Origin of the sequence: Zhongshania aliphaticivorans (assembly GCF_001586255.1) — a bacterium.
GTDB lineage: Bacteria > Pseudomonadota > Gammaproteobacteria > Pseudomonadales > Spongiibacteraceae > Spongiibacter > Spongiibacter aliphaticivorans.
Map to the genome: position 1 here is coordinate 109,201 of NZ_CP014544.1, position 14,565 is coordinate 123,765.

Sequence of the window (14,565 nt, forward strand, 5' to 3'; positions counted from 1 at the left end):
TCCTGTCGCGTAATCCTGAGAGCAGCCTTGGGTGTTGCGGTGGGGTTGGCACGAAAGAGAACCCCCAAAGTGGCTGGTAATTTGGGGCGCCATTATTACAAAAAACCTATGTCAGCGCTAATCTTTGGGAAGAGAAAACGCTGTTTGGGGAAAATGCCCAAAATTAGTGCTTTTTTCAGTGACGGGTGAGGTCGCTGCCCTGCTCAAATAAACCGGCAATATCGCCGGCATTAAACTGATAGAGACGGTTGCAAAATTCGCAATTGGTTTCGATTTGACCCTGCTCTGCAAGGATATCGTCGAGTTCTTCACGACCGAGGGAAATTAGTGCTTGAACGACTCGCTCGCGGCTGCAGCGGCAGCGAGCAAGCAATGGCTTGTGATCGAAGAGGCGAACGGCGTCTTGGTGGTAGAGCCGATAGAGCAGTGTTTCGACGTCCAAACTCAGCAACTCTTCGTTTTTGATGGTATGGGCGATGGTGCTTAAATGTTCCCAGCGTTCCAGATCGGGTTTGGCGCTCGGCAATTGTTGTAGCAGCATGCCGCTGGCGTGCTCGCCGTCAGCACATAGCCAAACACGTGTGGCCAACTGTTCGCTGCGTTGGAAATACGCTTCAAGGCAGCGGGCGAGGCTGTCGCCATCGAGACTTACAATACCTTGGTAGGGCTTGCCGTTTTCTGGGGCAATCGTCATGGCCAGTTGGCCATTGCCAATAAGGGCCTTGAAGTCGTGGCTAATGGCTTCATTGGCGTCGCGTGCAATGGCGCGTAGCTCTTGTTTGGAATTGGCCTCGGCCATAATTAAGGGTACTTGGCCGTCACCGCGCACCTGTAGTATGAGCGCGCCTTCAAATTTAATGGTGGCGCTGAGCAGACTGGCGGCAGCGAGGAATTCACCGAGTAAATTGGCAACGCCGGGCGGGTAGTGGTGAATACTGAGTATGTCCTGGTAGCTTTTTTCTAAGCGAACATGCTCGCCACGAACGTCGCTATTATCAAAAATGAAGCGGCTAATGGTATCGCTCATGGCAAATCGGGTGTCCGTAGTAAAAGAAGCTGACAATTATAGCGCTTACCGGGGGAGAGGTCTTGGCTGATCGTGGCGTTAGCCTCTTACTCGTCGTTTAGATTCTTAAAACGATGAATTTGGCGGCGCTGCTTTTTGTTGGGGCGCTCGGGGTGCAGGGCGCCCGCCGCGGCGCCAAGTATTTTACGGTCGGCGGCGAGTTGCTCGCGAGTGCGAATGCTGTCTGCGGTTTCACAGTACAGCAGTGCGGCCTCCGGCGCGCCTCGGCGCTGGTCAGAAAGCGCAATAACATCCACAATTTTGTTGTCCCAGCCGGTGCGAATGGTGAGTGTTGCGCCAATGTGCACTTCTTTACTTACTTTACAGCGTTCGCCGTTGTAGTGAACCTTGCCGCTTTCGACGGCTTGCTTGGCGAGACTGCGGGTTTTATAAAATCGCGCGGCCCACAGCCATTTGTCTAGGCGAATGCCGCTGGGCGCTTCAGCCACGATACGTCTCCCGTTTGGGAATGGGTAGAACTTCACTAAAGTGCTGAATAGCTGGATAGGTCAATTGCTCGCGAATCGCCTGTTTGCTGTCGGGTTGGCGCAGCGTGAGTAGGTGGCGGATGCCGAATTTGGCTGCGGCATCGAGCACACTGGCGGTGTCATCTACGAGTAAGGTGCGGGCCGGATCAAAATCCCAGTGTTGGCGCAGGCGGTGCCAGAACTCTGGATCCTCCTTGGGCTTGGCCAGCTCGTGGGAGGTAATCATCTTGTGCATCCAGCGCGCGAGGTCGGTGTGTTCAAGCTTTAAATTTAAACTGTCGCGATGGGCATTAGTGACCAGCCAGGTTTCGCAGTGGCTATTGTCTAAGGCCGTCAAAAAGTCAGCGGTACTGGGGTGGGGGGCAATCAAATGAGCAATTTCGCGCTTTAGGGCGACAATGTCGACATTGAGCTGGTTAGACCAATAATCTAGGCAATACCAATTTAGCGAGCCGCGCTCAGCCATGATGCGCTTTATTAAATCGTGTGCAACTTGCTCTGGTTCTCCGCCGTGTATTTCAGCGTAGCGCTTGGGGAGGTGTTGCGACCAGAAAAAGTTGTCGTAGTGCAGGTCTAATAAGGTGCCGTCCATGTCGAGGAGGACGGTGTCAATTTCTTGCCAATTTATCATAGTTTGCCGGGTCTGAAGCACCGGCCTTAATTTACCGCCCGGGCTTTATTGAGTTTACTACTGACTGCATCACGCATTTCGATGACTTCGGCGTAATTTACGTTTAGCCACCATTCAGCGCGACTGTTGCCGTAGGCACTGATGGTGTTAGCACCGCGGCGCGATTCTGGGTAAAACGTGTTGTCAGATTTGGTCTGGGCCATGGTCGTTCCTCGTTACTTGCTCGTTGATGTGTTCATTGAGCAAACAAGGTACTGCGAGGCCTAACTTGGGAGTATAGGGAAAAGTCCGTAGCGAGTGAACCTGTGTATTGAAACTGTGAACTGGTTACGGTTTTGAACGGGGTAGGGGGAATGTGACGGCGTATTGCCAAACGTTGAGGCGACGTTTGGCTCTGTTAACGACTAACTTGATTCAAAGCAACAGCTGCATGATGTACTTCAAGTACTTCGGCGTAATTGATATTTAACCACCACTCACTCTGCTTAATACCATTGTTATTAAGCGACTGTTGGGCGTGCGAATTAGCACCAAAAATAGTTTTGTCTGCTTGCTGTGTGCTCATTGTCTGCTCCGTAGTCAGTGTCGTGATGGTGTTACTTTACCGTTGGCAGCTTGTGCGGGGTATACGGAATAGCCGCTACACAAAATAGTAGATATGCGTTATTGAGTGATTGGGTGGTGCTTATTTTTGCGGCTTTAGGCGTTGACGTACGGCTTTGGTGTCGATGGCGGTAGCCATATCGATGTCTTCAGCGTAGCCAACTTCTAGCCACCAGTCATCGCGATGACTGCCAAACCGGCGTTTTGCTGTTGGCTGTTCGTCGATTTGCTGAAATGGCGTGTTGTTTTGTGGTTTATCGTCAGGGGTCGTCATAGCAGTTGCGCGTGAAGTGGATGAACACCAAACTTGTTTAGTTATTCAAGTATAGAATCTTTTACGCAGTGCGCCACTTAATAGATGAGTTAGGTGGCGTTTGAAATAATAAAAATACAGATCTTTTATGTTTGGCCAGCGCTGGTGCTAAGTATTTAGTTGCCGCGACGCTGTAATGCCGAAACTGCATGATTAATCTCAATGGTTTCTGCGTAGTTAACATTCAACCACCACTCACTACGCTTGGCACCATTTTGGGTAAGTGATGCTTGGCGCATCAAGTTATCGCCAAAGATAGAGTTGTCGATTGTGCGAGTAGATGTAGTCATGTTCTTGCCCCGAAATATGTTGTTTTCGTGTATGGAGCTACTTTATCTATATCCGGCTTTAGGGTGTATGCGGAATAGCCCTTACAAGGGTCAGGGTTTCTGGGCACTAAGAGGGAGTTGTGGCAAGGGTTTTAAGTTAAAGCGAGGCGTGGCGGGCCTATTAGGCCCGCATGGTATTACAACATCAGGGCGAGCATGCTGGCTTTAAATTGCTCTTTGGTGCTGGGAGATTGGCGGTAGGAAATAACTAGACGCCCGACTATTTTGATTAGGTCGTCGAGTTTAATACTGCGTTTATTGCGCGCATTATAGGCATCTAAGGGGGCTTGTAATAGCTCGCGCCAATGCTCGTCAGACTCTTCGGTGTCAATGTGTGGCGAGGCCTCTGCCGCGTTCATGCCCGACACTAAATCTATTTTTCCAGCCTCAGGTGGCCGATAGGTGGCGGCAAACCAAATGCACTCTTCGAGCATAAGCGGAAAATTATTGTCATGCAGCGTAGCGATATCTTTTATCTTGTAAAACATCCGCTGCCGCTCAATTTCGATCAGCGCGGTAATAATATCGGACTTACCGTTAAAGTAGCGATATACCGTTCGGCGGGTGACATTCGCCACTTTGGCAATATCTTCAATGGTGGTGGACTTAATGCCCTTCGTCATAAAACAGTCAACGGCGGACTTCAGTAGGATTTTTTTACCGGTATCGAGGTCGTCGACCCGTGCCCCATTGCCCCAACGTTTGTTTGTTTTCATAGCAAGTCTGCTCTTCAGCGCCTTTTAAAGTGTCACTATCGTATCATGTTGTAATCTTGCGAACGTCGTTAAAGCCTGAGAAACAGGTAGTGGATTGTACGTATTTCCTGCCTAAATTTTGTGATTCAGTAGGCTTTATTTACAATTCTTAGTCGGTATTCGCCCTCAGAAGTTCATACGCCACATAAACTAGGTACTCGCCGTGTGCCGAGGTTCTCGTCGGGTGACACTGCTCGCATGGCTGGGCATAATGCGGATCTCGCAACTTCACATTGAGGTTTTGATGCCATACGCAAATATCACCGGCTGGGGTAAATGTCTGCCACCGGCTATTCTCAGTAACCAAGATCTGATGACGTTTCTTGATACCTCTGATGAGTGGATTCAAAGTCGTACGGGAATTAAAGAAAGACGGATTTCCCATGTGTCTACGGCAACGCTAGCCAGTCTTGCCGCTAAGCGGGCCTTGGCCGCGGCGGGCTTAGAGGCTGCTGAGCTGGATATGATTATTCTCGGTACGGCCTGTGCGGACACCTTAATTCCCAATGCGGCTTCGGCAGTACAACAGAGTATTGGTGCCGTAAACGCAGCGGTATTCGACCTCAATGCCGCTTGTACCGGCTTTGTTTACGGCCTGAGTATGGCCACCGGCATGATCCGAAGTGGCGCAATGAAAAAGGTGCTGGTAATTGGTGCCGATCGAATCCCCTATTTCCTGGATTACACCCTGCGTGATGTTTGTGTGTTGTTCGGTGATGGTGCTGGCGCGGTAGTGCTGGAAGCTAGCGATGCGGAATGCGGTTTGTTGGCTGAAAAACTGGGCTGCGACAGTGAAGACCGCGATATTTTAATGGCGAGAGACGCTGGCACAATCAGAGAGCGGTTTACTGAGGTAGATGGCTTTTTTGACGTAAACTTTGAAGGCCCGGAGATCTTTAAGCGCGCGGTGCGGGGCATGGGTGGCGCAATAACGAATGTGCTGGCGAAATTGTCGCTGGAAGCCGAGCAAATCGACTTGCTCGTTCCCCATCAGGCAAATATTCGTATTATTGAAACCTTGACCAAGCGTCTTAAGGCACCGCCAGAAAAAGTGGTAGTCAATATTGAAAAATACGGCAACACTTCTGCGGCCACGGTGCCGATTGCGTTGTGTGAAGCCTTGGAAGCGGGGCGGGTTAAGCCCGGTGACCGCATTTTAACGGCGGCTTTCGGCGCTGGCCTAACCTGGGGCGCGGCAGTGATTAAATGGGGCGAGCGCGTTACTCCCGTTGGCGTGTGCGATGAAGAGTTACCCCCAAGCGATAAAACGGCCTTGGATCTCCTTATGCCCTGGGTGGAGGGCTGTCGAGCTGCAGTGGCGGCAAAGAGCTAATCCTCTGAACAACGCTATGTTCGGTAGAAAGGGTCGCTAAGCGACCCTTTTCGCTTTTAGCACTGGGGCTTTTCAAGCACAAACTGATAGACATCAATCGACTTGCCCCGAAAGCCACCCTCGCAGTAGCCGAGGTAGTAATTCCACATCCGCTTAAAGCGCTGATCAAAGCCCAGCGGGGCGATCTCGGGCCAGTGTTGATTAAAATTCTTTGCCCACTCGTGGAGGGTGCGGGCGTAGCCCAAGCCAAAGGCTTCTTCATCTTTTATTGTTAGCCCAGCGGTCTGGGCTTCAGCGCGGAAGCGCTCGGGGCTTGGCAGCATACCGCCGGGGAAGATATAGGTCTGAATAAAATCGGGATTGGCGCTGTAATCGGCAAAGCGCGCTTCGTCAATGGTGATGATTTGAATCGCCGCGCGGCCACCGGGCTTGAGTCGTTGATTTATGGTTTCGAAATACCTTGGCCAATACTTCTCGCCTACAGCTTCAAGCATTTCAATCGACACGATATGGTCGTACTGACCTTCGGTGTCACGGTAGTCGGTTAAGCTGAATTCAGCACTACCGCGTAGTTTAATATTGCTCAAGCGCTGCTCAGCGTATTCCAGCTGGCGTTCAGACAGGGTGATGCCGTGAAGCGTTGCGGCCTTTTGCTGGCATAGCTGCTCAGCAAAGCCCCCCCAACCACAGCCAATTTCTAAAACATGGTCGCCGTTTTTTATGTCGAGTAAATCGATTAGGCGTTGGTATTTGGCGTGTTGGGCCGCGTTTAGGCTTTGCTGCTCGTCGCGATAATACGCGGCGGAATAAGTCATACTGGGGTCTAACCAGCGCTGATAAAAATCATTGCCAAGATCGTAGTGATAGCTAATATTGCGGCGACTGCCGCGCTTGCTATTGGCATTGCGGCGGTGTCGCCACTTTTGGATGGCGCCTTCCACCTTGCCGCTGTCGAGCATGCCGTCAAAGAAAGCTTCGTTAACGGCAATCCACTCAACCAAAACAGCCAGGTCGGGACTGTCCCAGTCGCCGTCCATATAGGCTTCGCTCCACCCTACTGAGCCGCCGGTAAAGGCTTTGCGCACCGCCTTCCAGTTGTGCAGAGTCACTACAGGATTTAGGCGTTCGCAGGGATGTTCGCCAAACTCAACACAGCTGCCATTGGGCAGGTTTAGACTCAGTACGCCTCTGGCCGCCTTTGATAATGGCGCCAACACTTTGGCGAGCATTTGTTGCTGGCGTTTTGCCCACCAGGCGGAACCGAGATTGCTTTCTAATGCAGCGGCAGCTGATTTCATAGTAGACCCTTTGCGTATTCGGCAGATTTATTTATCAATACGTGAGATTGATGAATCTGGTTCAGCTGGCCGAGGGACTATTTTCAAACCTTGGCAAAATAACTTTAGTGCCTCCCAGTGAATACCGCCAAGAACTTTTAGGGTCATAAAGGGCAGAGTGCAGAAATTATGCAGTAATTCGCGATCGTTAAATGCCCGGCGTCGGCCTTGGAAGGCCGCGTGGAGCAGGTCTTTGCCGCCGTCTTGGACACGGATGCTAATGCCCAATTTATTGTTTGGCTGGTGGAGTCGAAATTTATAGCGCATCGCCATATTGTTAAATGGGGATACGTAAAAGTTTTTGTCGCACTGTTGCTCGATAGTGGGATTGTCGCGGTCGGCTTCGGGCACGGGAAATAAATAACTGTGCCGCTGCTTAAAGGTATTGCTCACTTCATAGAGCACCGCAAATAACTGTTGCCGCTGGTTATAGCAGTAGTAAACGCTCAGTGGATTAAAGGTGTAGCCCAAAATACGGGGGTAACAGAGAAGGCTGACCCTAGCGAGGGTGTCCGTAACCCCTTGCTCTGCAAGGCAGCGCTCAATGTAGCGGCGGGGTGACTCGCCGCTGCCATTGCCGATATCCTTAAAATGAAAGCTGAATAAATTAAAGCGATTTAGCGAAAATAGGCGACAGCGCTCTGCTGCTGTATCGAGTTCGTCCAGATCAAATAAAAAGCTGCTAATTCGGTAGACAAAGCGATGCCGTAACGGTGTTAGACGTTGATGCCTCACTTCCCCGCGATAAATAGCGGTGCGTAAATTAGCGCTCATGCGGCATTATCGATCACCGGCTTACTGCTTAGGTGAATGCGACCGCTGGCATTGGGCACAATCCACGGCCTGATGGTATTCCCCAATTGCTCGGCCACCGCCAAGCCAGATTGGATGCCGTCTTCGTGAAAGCCGTAGCCAAAATAACTGCCGCAATACCAGGTTCGCTGCTGCCCTTGTAAACTCCATAATTTGTGCTGAGCTTGGAGTGCGGCCTCGTTAAATACCGGATGCTGGTAGCTGAATCGCCGGTAAACCCGATCGCGACGCGGCTCTGTCAGCGGGTTTAAGGTGAGCAGAACCGATTCTTGGCAGGGCAGATGCTGCAGTAAATTCATCCAATAACTCACCGATACCTTGTTGGTGCTTTGACTGGTGTCAGCAAGGTAGTTCCAGCTTGACCAAATCTGGTGGCGCTTGGGCATCAAATTTTCGTCACGGTGTAATACCGCTTCGTTTTCTTCATAGCTAAAGGCGCCGAGCAGGCTCTGTTCTGCGCTGCTGGGCTCATCAAGCATGGCTAGTGATTGGTCGGCGTGTCCGGCCATAACCACATGATCGAAGTGATGGCTTTCGCCATTCTGGTCGACAAGAATTACATGGTCGTTGAAGCGATGTACCTTCTTAATAGCGCAGTTTAATCGAATGCCCTCGGCGAAGTCGGCGCTCAGCCGTTTTACGTACTCGCGGGAACCGCCGGTGACTGTCTGCCATTGGGGACGTTCATTGACTTGCAGCAAGCCGTGATTGTCGCAAAAGCGTAAAAAGGCTTTGGCGGGGTAGGCGAGCATTTTTTCGGTTGGTGTTGACCAAATGGCGGCGCTCATCGGCAGCAAGTGATCTTCGCAAAAGCCAGGGCCAAATTTTTCTTGGCGCAGCAGCTCGCCGAGCGACAAATCGTCAGGCAGGGTTTGCAGCCAGCCAGCGCTTTGCTTATAAAAGCGCAGTAAATCTTGGATCATGCCCCAGAAGCGCGGACGAAAAACATTACGCTTTTGGGCGAACATAGTGGCGATGGAGTTTGAGCCACTGTATTCAAGGCGGCCTTGGTCTAAGGACACCCCAAAGGACATGTCGGTGCCTTGATACGGAATGTTTAAGTACTTAAACAGCGCCACTAAATTGGGATAGCAGTGTTCGTTAAAAACAATAAAGCCAGTATCAACGGCAATGGTGCCGGCACTGGTTTGGATATCGACGGTGTTGGTATGGCCACCGAGTCGGGAATCTTGTTCAAACAGCGTTACCTGATGATGTTTGCTCAACAGCCAGGCGCTGCTCAAGCCCGAAATGCCGGAGCCAATAACGGCAATTTTTAGGGGTACTGACTTTAATGGTGTTTGCATAAATATATCGCTGATCCCGCTTTGTCTTATTTACGTATATTCAGCCTAAACAGATTTGCCACAGCCAATGCTAGCGACGCGACCAAGGTCGTCGTCTCTGTTAGGAGAATAAAATGCGGAATCCGTCCCGAAGCTGGCAATTTATTCGTTATGCTTTGCCAGGCTTACCACTTGCGGCCTTAGGCCTGCCTTTTTATCTTTATGCACCGCTCTGGCTGGCTGAACAAGGCGGCTATGGATACAGCATAGTCGGTTTAGTGTTCTTTGCAGCGAGAATGACTGACGTACTGAGCGACTTGCCCGCAGGGGCGTGGATCGATCGGTATGGCAGTCATCGCGCCTTATGGATTGGCGCTTGGCTGCTCATCGCCAGCAGTGCATCGGCATTGGTTTATCTGCCCCACCCTTGGCCCCTGCCATTACTGGCGAGTGGGCTGATACTACTCATGCTGGGTTGGACGGGTATTACTGTACCTTGGTTGGCGCTGCCTGTGAATATCTCATTTTCCGCGCTAGATCGGCTGCGTTATAACAGCAGCCGCGAAGCCATGCTATTGCTCGGAACCCTATTGGCAATGGTATTACCTGCCATATTGGCCCCCGCGATACTCCCCTCATTTCTTGTGTTGTTGCTTGCAGTCTTGCTGCTGACGGTTTGTCTACAGGGGAGTCAGGCGGCACCGGCCAGCACCCGCGTTCTTAGTTTTCGGGTGCTGCTAACAGATCAGCGCACACGCAGTTTAGCCTTGCCGTGGTTTACCAATATGCTAGCCAATGCGATCCCCGGAACGGTGCTTATATTGTTTATGCGCGAAGTGCTGCACGCCGAGAGCGAGCTCGGCATTGTATTGATTAGCTATTTTCTCGCGGGCTTGCTTGGTGTGCCATTTTGGTATTTTCTCGCGCGCCGGGTTGGCAATCTATTGTCCTGGCGAATTGGCTTGTGTAGTTCTGCACTGCTGTTTAGCTTTGCTGCGCTGCTGGGCGAGGGGGATGTTGGCTGGTTTATTGCCATTAGCATTGGCACCGGCCTGGCGCTGGGGGCCGACCAGGCCTTGCCTTCAGCCATGCAAACCGCTTTGGCGCAGACTTTGTCCAAAGAGCAGGGCGGTGCGGTAATAGGGGCGCGGATGTTTGCGCTATGGAGTATGTTAAGCAAAGCGGCACTGGGACTGGCGGTCGGCGTGTCGTATTTGTGGTTGGGCAGCCAGACGGATGGGGCGGTTCCGCCAGCGTGGGCGATCAGCGCCGTGTATGTGGTGGCGCCAGTGGCGCTAAAACTACTGGTTTTTTTGATGTTGGGTCGCAGATCAATAGTGACACTTGAGGGTGGTGGACAATGAATAAAAATCGCAATGCGTATCTACTCAGTATTCCATTACTGATGTTTGCAGGCTTGATATCGGCACCCGTAATGGCGACTGAAAATTGGCGCACTGTGAGCGCGGAAACCTTCAGCTTGCTCTGGAAGGATTTGACCTACACCCGTCTGCAAGTTGACCCCCAGCAAGCTCTGCCCGCGTCCGGTGATATTCTGGCGCCAGATTACGCCAAGCAAATCATTATTGAATATAAAGTTGGGGTGTCGGCGGAGCGTTTTCGCAGCATGACCGACAAGGCGCTGACGGGTGCCTATTCACCTGCGGAATTGGCGCCAGCTAAAGCGGACATCGCCTTGTTTAGCAGCTGGTATAAAAGTGTTGAAAAGGGTCAGCAATACCGTCTTGCTTGGCTGCCAGAGCGGGGGTTGCAGCTGTATTTGAATGAGGAGCATTTGGGTGCAATTCAGGACCCTAATGCCGCGGCGCTAATCTTGAGTGTGTGGCTGGGAAAGGCTGCGGTAAGCGAATCGCAGCGCGATACTATGCTCGCTGCGTGGCGGAGGGCTGCTGCGGATCAGTAGGCCACGACGTTATTGTTTAAGGCGTTGAATTTATTGGTAATAATTAAATGATCTAAGCTTAGAATATTTAGCCCAAAACCCGCCCTTCGCTTGAAAAGCCTAGGCTGAGCCCCTAGCATGCGCTGCTGATAGCCTGCCGAGAGTGAGACCTAGGTGAACACGTCTACAAAATTGACTTTAATATTATTGGGTTTGTCCCAAGCCGCGGCCCTTAACGCCCAAGAAAATCCCCAGAGTCGGCGGGGCTTAAGCATAGAAGAAGTTCTGGTTACGGCGCAAAAGCGTGAGGAGGGTGCCAATGACATCCCCTTGGCCATTGCCACCTATACCGGCGAAGACCTCGTTGCACTCGGGGTCAGCGATACCACGGATCTTGGTAAATTACTGCCGGGCTTCTCATACGCCGATGGCGGTTTTAACACCCCAATTTATACCCTGCGGGGGGTCGGCTTTAATGAAAATAGCCAAACCGCCAGCGCGACGGTGGGGGTTTATATTGATGAATTTAATTTGCCCTTCCCGATTATGACTAAGGGCAGTAATTTGGACCTTGCGCGGGTAGAGGTGCTAAAAGGCCCTCAAGGCACGCTTTACGGCCGCAATACCACCGGTGGCGCGATAAATTATATTGCCAATAAGCCCAGTGATAGTTTGATTTATGGCGGCAGTGTGGGCTACAGCAGCTATGAAACCAGTGAAGCCAATGGCTTTATTAGTGGGCCGCTGTCTGAGAGCGTTAGTGCACGTCTGGCGCTGCGCGCCATTAATAGCAGTGAAGGTTGGCAGCGCAGCCGTACCCGCCACCCTAGCAGTGAAGCCTACAACGGCAAAACTGGGCGGAATTTAGGCGGTGAGTATCAGCAGTTTGGCTACGATACCTTGGGTAAAGTCGACAAGCAGAGCGGGCGTTTTTCGCTGAGCTGGTTAGCCGCCGACAATATTGATATTAGCTATCACCTCGACGGTTGGCGCGATCGCTCCGAGCCTCAGGCCTTGCAAGTGATTGCCATTGAATCTCAGAACGCGACCTTGGGCGCGGCTGGCCTGCACCCAGAGGTGGCAGATTATCCCGTTAATGATAAAGACACCCAAGACAATCGCGCCGCTGATTGGCCAAATGCCGGTATGGAATTTCGCTTAAACGACAGCTTTTACTCCACCGGTGTGCGCGTGGCCTGGACTTTGTCAGCGGACCTCGAAGCGGTGTTTTTGGGCTCACTCGGCCGTTTTGAATCTGATGGCAGCTTTATTCCCCAGTCTGGTGTCGACACGGTGAATACCGAGCGCAATGTGTTTGCGACCACTGATTATTACAATTTGGAGTGGCGCTTGGCGGGCAACGCGCACCCCGACGTATTCTGGCAGCTCGGTGTTAATTACAGCGAAGATGATGTCGCTGAATTTCAGCGCCTGCATCACGAGACGGTGAGTATTATTTTCCCCGTTGACGCGCCGAACGGCGACGGTGTGGCGGGGCTGGATAATCGATCGGGCTTTGGCGGCAATCAGCTTGCCGAAGTGGCGGCGGTGTTTTTTCACACCGAGTGGGCCCTGGCCGATGATTGGACCTTAAGCGGTGGCGCGCGTTACACCGACGAGTCCCGTAAGTTTAATGGCTGCGGTCAGGACGTTAACGTTGGCGATGAGCCCGGCGCTGACCAAGATTCACCCGGCGCGCAAGACGAAGGTGTCGGCTTGGCCGGGGCCTTTAGCGGGATTAGTTTACTGCAATCGCCGCTGGCCGGTTATCTGCCCGGCACGGCGGAACAAGGTGGCTGCTTTACCTTGGACAATGAAACTCGCCAGCCTGGTCGTTACTTTGGAGAGTTGAGTGAAGACAATGTGTCTGGGCGCCTTGCGCTCGATTGGCGCTTTGCCGAAGACATGTTGGCTTTTGTCGCGCTGAGTCGCGGCTTTAAATCGGGTAGCTTTCCGGTGATTAATATCTCGGATTCGGTGCAGTTTGAACCCGTTACCCAAGAGCAGCTCGACGCCTTGGAGATCGGCGGTAAATTGACCTTGCTCGACAAAACCATGCAGCTCAATGCCTCGGTATTTGATTACCGCTATAAAGATAAGCAGTTGGTGACCAACTTCCGCGACCCAGTCTTTGGCGCGCTGCCGATTTTGCGCAATGCCCCCAAGTCTGCCGTGCGCGGCGCTGAGTTGGACGTGAAATACACGCCGATCGAAGGCTTGTATTTGTCCCTCGCGGCGGCGTATTTAGACACTGAAGTTGAAGAGTTTGTCAGCGGCGACAGCAATGGCGATGAGTTCGACTTTGCTGGCAAGCCCTTTAATTACAGTCCGCGCTGGGAATACACTCTGCTATTAGATTATGTGCTGCCCGTCTTTGAGCGCTATGAGCTGTCGCTGGGTATTGATTACAGCTATAGCGGTGAAACCAATGCTTCGCTGGAACAGGACGAACGCTTTTTCATTGATGATTACGGCCTGATTAATGCGCGGCTTGGCTTTGGGCCAGCGGCGGGCCCTTGGCAGCTCATGCTGTGGGGTCGCAACCTCGGCGACGAGTACTATTATAATAATGTCACCAATCAGCTCGATACCATCGGTCGCTACACCGGTATGCCGGTGACCTACGGTATTACACTGTCTTGGCAGCCTTAAAAGTTCGCTGTTTTACACGTAAAGGCCTATATTAAAAAGATAATATAGGCCGCCGCGCGGCCGTTCACTGAGGACCGCTATCATTACCGTTGAAAGTTTTTTCATTTCTCTAAGCAGTTATCTGTCCTACCCTTTGGTCAGCCTTGGTAAAACCCCGGTGACGCTGGGGACCTTGCTCGCGGGTTGTGTGGTGGTCGGTATTGCATGGGCGGCTTCGCGAGTGTTGCGGGGTAGTTTGCGCTCAGTTGCCCAACGCCGCGCGGCGTTTTCCAGCAGCACCCTCTATACCATTGAACGTCTAATCCATTACGTGGTCTTGATCGTAGGGGTGTTTGTTGCCCTGTCGGTAATCGGTATTGATTTGAGCAAGCTAGCGCTCGTGGCCTCGGCGCTGTCGGTGGGTATCGGCTTCGGTCTGCAAGCCATATTCAGTAATTTTGTATCGGGGCTGATTATTTTGGTTGAACGTTCACTGAAGGTGGGTGATTACGTGCAATTGGAAAGTGGTGTGGTTGGCGTGGTGGCGGAAATCACGGTTAGGGCAACGATTATTACTACCTTGGAAAATGCCGAGGTTATTGTCCCTAATTCCGAATTTGTAAACGGCAAGGTCACCAATTGGACGCACACCAATAATTACTGTCGCATGCGAATTCCATTTGGTGTGGCATACGGTACGAATAAAGAGCGCATGCGAGAGGTAGTGCTAGACGCGATAAAGGAATTACCGCAAACCTTGTTGGATTTTCCAGGACGCGCGCCCACGGTAATTATGAAGGCGTTTGGCGATTCCAGTTTAGATTTTGAATTACTGGTTTGGGTTAAACCAGAATACGCTGCTCAGCAGAGTGGCACGCGTTCCGCATTTTTGTGGGCAATAGACAGCGCGCTGGTCGCGGCGGGCATTGTGGTGCCGTTTCCCCAGCGGGATTTGCATATTGTGTCGGGCTTGCATCATGGCTCAGGGCCTACATCAGGCGCCGATCCAAGTTTTAGTGCAACACCAGATTAGAACATTAAGGCTTATGGAATACAGAGCTTGGCAGGCTAAGAACA

The 14,565-nt window shown here is 51.8% G+C and carries 16 protein-coding genes; 5 read left to right on the forward strand and 11 right to left on the reverse strand.

Annotated features, from left to right (window positions below):
* Positions 1 to 175 precede the first annotated feature (175 nt).
* The 8 genes from hslO to AZF00_RS00570 all read right to left on the reverse strand — a co-directional run bounded on the left by hslO (position 176) and on the right by AZF00_RS00570 (position 4,146).
* On the reverse strand, positions 176 to 1,027 hold the full coding sequence (gene hslO, locus AZF00_RS00550) for an Hsp33 family molecular chaperone HslO (RefSeq protein WP_008253302.1): 852 nt from the start codon (positions 1,025 to 1,027) through the stop codon (positions 176 to 178).
* An 86-nt stretch (positions 1,028 to 1,113) separates the two neighbouring features.
* Positions 1,114 to 1,515, reverse strand: a complete 402-nt coding sequence (gene hslR / locus AZF00_RS00555; RefSeq protein WP_008253304.1) for an Hsp15 family ribosome-associated heat shock protein — start codon at positions 1,513 to 1,515, stop codon at positions 1,114 to 1,116.
* Positions 1,508 to 2,185 (reverse strand): GMP/IMP nucleotidase, encoded by a 678-nt coding sequence (gene yrfG, locus AZF00_RS00560; protein WP_008253306.1) that lies wholly within the window; start codon positions 2,183 to 2,185, stop codon positions 1,508 to 1,510. Before yrfG ends, hslR begins: the two co-directional genes overlap by 8 nt.
* 26 nt (positions 2,186 to 2,211) lie before the next feature.
* Positions 2,212 to 2,388, reverse strand: a complete 177-nt coding sequence (locus AZF00_RS19250; protein ID WP_156474824.1) for a hypothetical protein — start codon at positions 2,386 to 2,388, stop codon at positions 2,212 to 2,214.
* Positions 2,389 to 2,582: 194 nt separating this feature from the next.
* A complete protein-coding gene (locus AZF00_RS19255) occupies positions 2,583 to 2,750 on the reverse strand; it encodes a hypothetical protein (protein WP_156474825.1) in 168 nt (55 codons plus the stop codon).
* Between the two features lie 120 nt (positions 2,751 to 2,870).
* Complete coding sequence (locus AZF00_RS00565) at positions 2,871 to 3,062, reverse strand: hypothetical protein (RefSeq protein WP_008253307.1); 192 nt, start codon at positions 3,060 to 3,062, stop codon at positions 2,871 to 2,873.
* Between the two features lie 155 nt (positions 3,063 to 3,217).
* The gene (locus AZF00_RS19260; protein WP_156474826.1) at positions 3,218 to 3,391 is read right to left on the reverse strand and encodes a hypothetical protein; all 174 of its coding nucleotides are present in this window, start codon (positions 3,389 to 3,391) and stop codon (positions 3,218 to 3,220) included.
* Positions 3,392 to 3,567: 176 nt separating this feature from the next.
* Positions 3,568 to 4,146 (reverse strand): TetR/AcrR family transcriptional regulator, encoded by a 579-nt coding sequence (locus tag AZF00_RS00570; protein ID WP_008253308.1) that lies wholly within the window; start codon positions 4,144 to 4,146, stop codon positions 3,568 to 3,570.
* A gap of 283 nt (positions 4,147 to 4,429) precedes the next feature.
* On the opposite strand from AZF00_RS00570, the gene AZF00_RS00575 reads away from it, so the two are divergent.
* Positions 4,430 to 5,518, forward strand: coding sequence for a ketoacyl-ACP synthase III (locus AZF00_RS00575; protein ID WP_040804498.1), 1,089 nt, complete (start codon positions 4,430 to 4,432; stop codon positions 5,516 to 5,518).
* 56 nt (positions 5,519 to 5,574) lie between these two features.
* Here AZF00_RS00575 and AZF00_RS00580 read toward each other — a convergent pair whose 3' ends face one another.
* The 3 genes from AZF00_RS00580 to AZF00_RS00590 are packed head-to-tail and all read right to left on the reverse strand — an operon-like array spanning position 5,575 to position 8,975.
* A complete protein-coding gene (locus AZF00_RS00580; protein ID WP_008253313.1) occupies positions 5,575 to 6,816 on the reverse strand; it encodes an SAM-dependent methyltransferase in 1,242 nt (413 codons plus the stop codon).
* Positions 6,817 to 6,843: 27 nt separating this feature from the next.
* Entirely contained in the window at positions 6,844 to 7,629 is a 786-nt protein-coding gene (locus tag AZF00_RS00585) for a DUF1365 domain-containing protein (protein ID WP_008253318.1), read from the reverse strand.
* On the reverse strand, positions 7,626 to 8,975 hold the full coding sequence (locus AZF00_RS00590) for an NAD(P)/FAD-dependent oxidoreductase (RefSeq protein WP_008253319.1): 1,350 nt from the start codon (positions 8,973 to 8,975) through the stop codon (positions 7,626 to 7,628). The genes AZF00_RS00585 and AZF00_RS00590 overlap by 4 nt, the downstream gene beginning before the upstream one ends.
* Positions 8,976 to 9,088: 113 nt before the next feature.
* Here AZF00_RS00590 and AZF00_RS00595 point away from each other — a divergent pair, with 113 nt between their 5' ends.
* From AZF00_RS00595 to AZF00_RS00610, 4 genes are all read left to right on the forward strand, one after another.
* Positions 9,089 to 10,318 (forward strand): MFS transporter, encoded by a 1,230-nt coding sequence (locus AZF00_RS00595; protein ID WP_008253320.1) that lies wholly within the window; start codon positions 9,089 to 9,091, stop codon positions 10,316 to 10,318.
* Positions 10,315 to 10,878: a chalcone isomerase family protein gene (locus tag AZF00_RS00600; RefSeq protein WP_008253321.1), complete on the forward strand. Its 564-nt coding sequence runs from the start codon at positions 10,315 to 10,317 to the stop codon at positions 10,876 to 10,878. Before AZF00_RS00595 ends, AZF00_RS00600 begins: the two co-directional genes overlap by 4 nt.
* A gap of 153 nt (positions 10,879 to 11,031) precedes the next feature.
* On the forward strand, positions 11,032 to 13,509 hold the full coding sequence (locus tag AZF00_RS00605; RefSeq protein ID WP_008253323.1) for a TonB-dependent receptor: 2,478 nt from the start codon (positions 11,032 to 11,034) through the stop codon (positions 13,507 to 13,509).
* 157 nt (positions 13,510 to 13,666) lie between these two features.
* Positions 13,667 to 14,521 carry a mechanosensitive ion channel family protein gene (locus AZF00_RS00610; protein ID WP_197465697.1) on the forward strand — a complete coding sequence of 285 codons (855 nt, stop codon included), beginning with the start codon at positions 13,667 to 13,669 and terminating at the stop codon, positions 14,519 to 14,521.
* Positions 14,522 to 14,565: the final 44 nt, after the last annotated feature.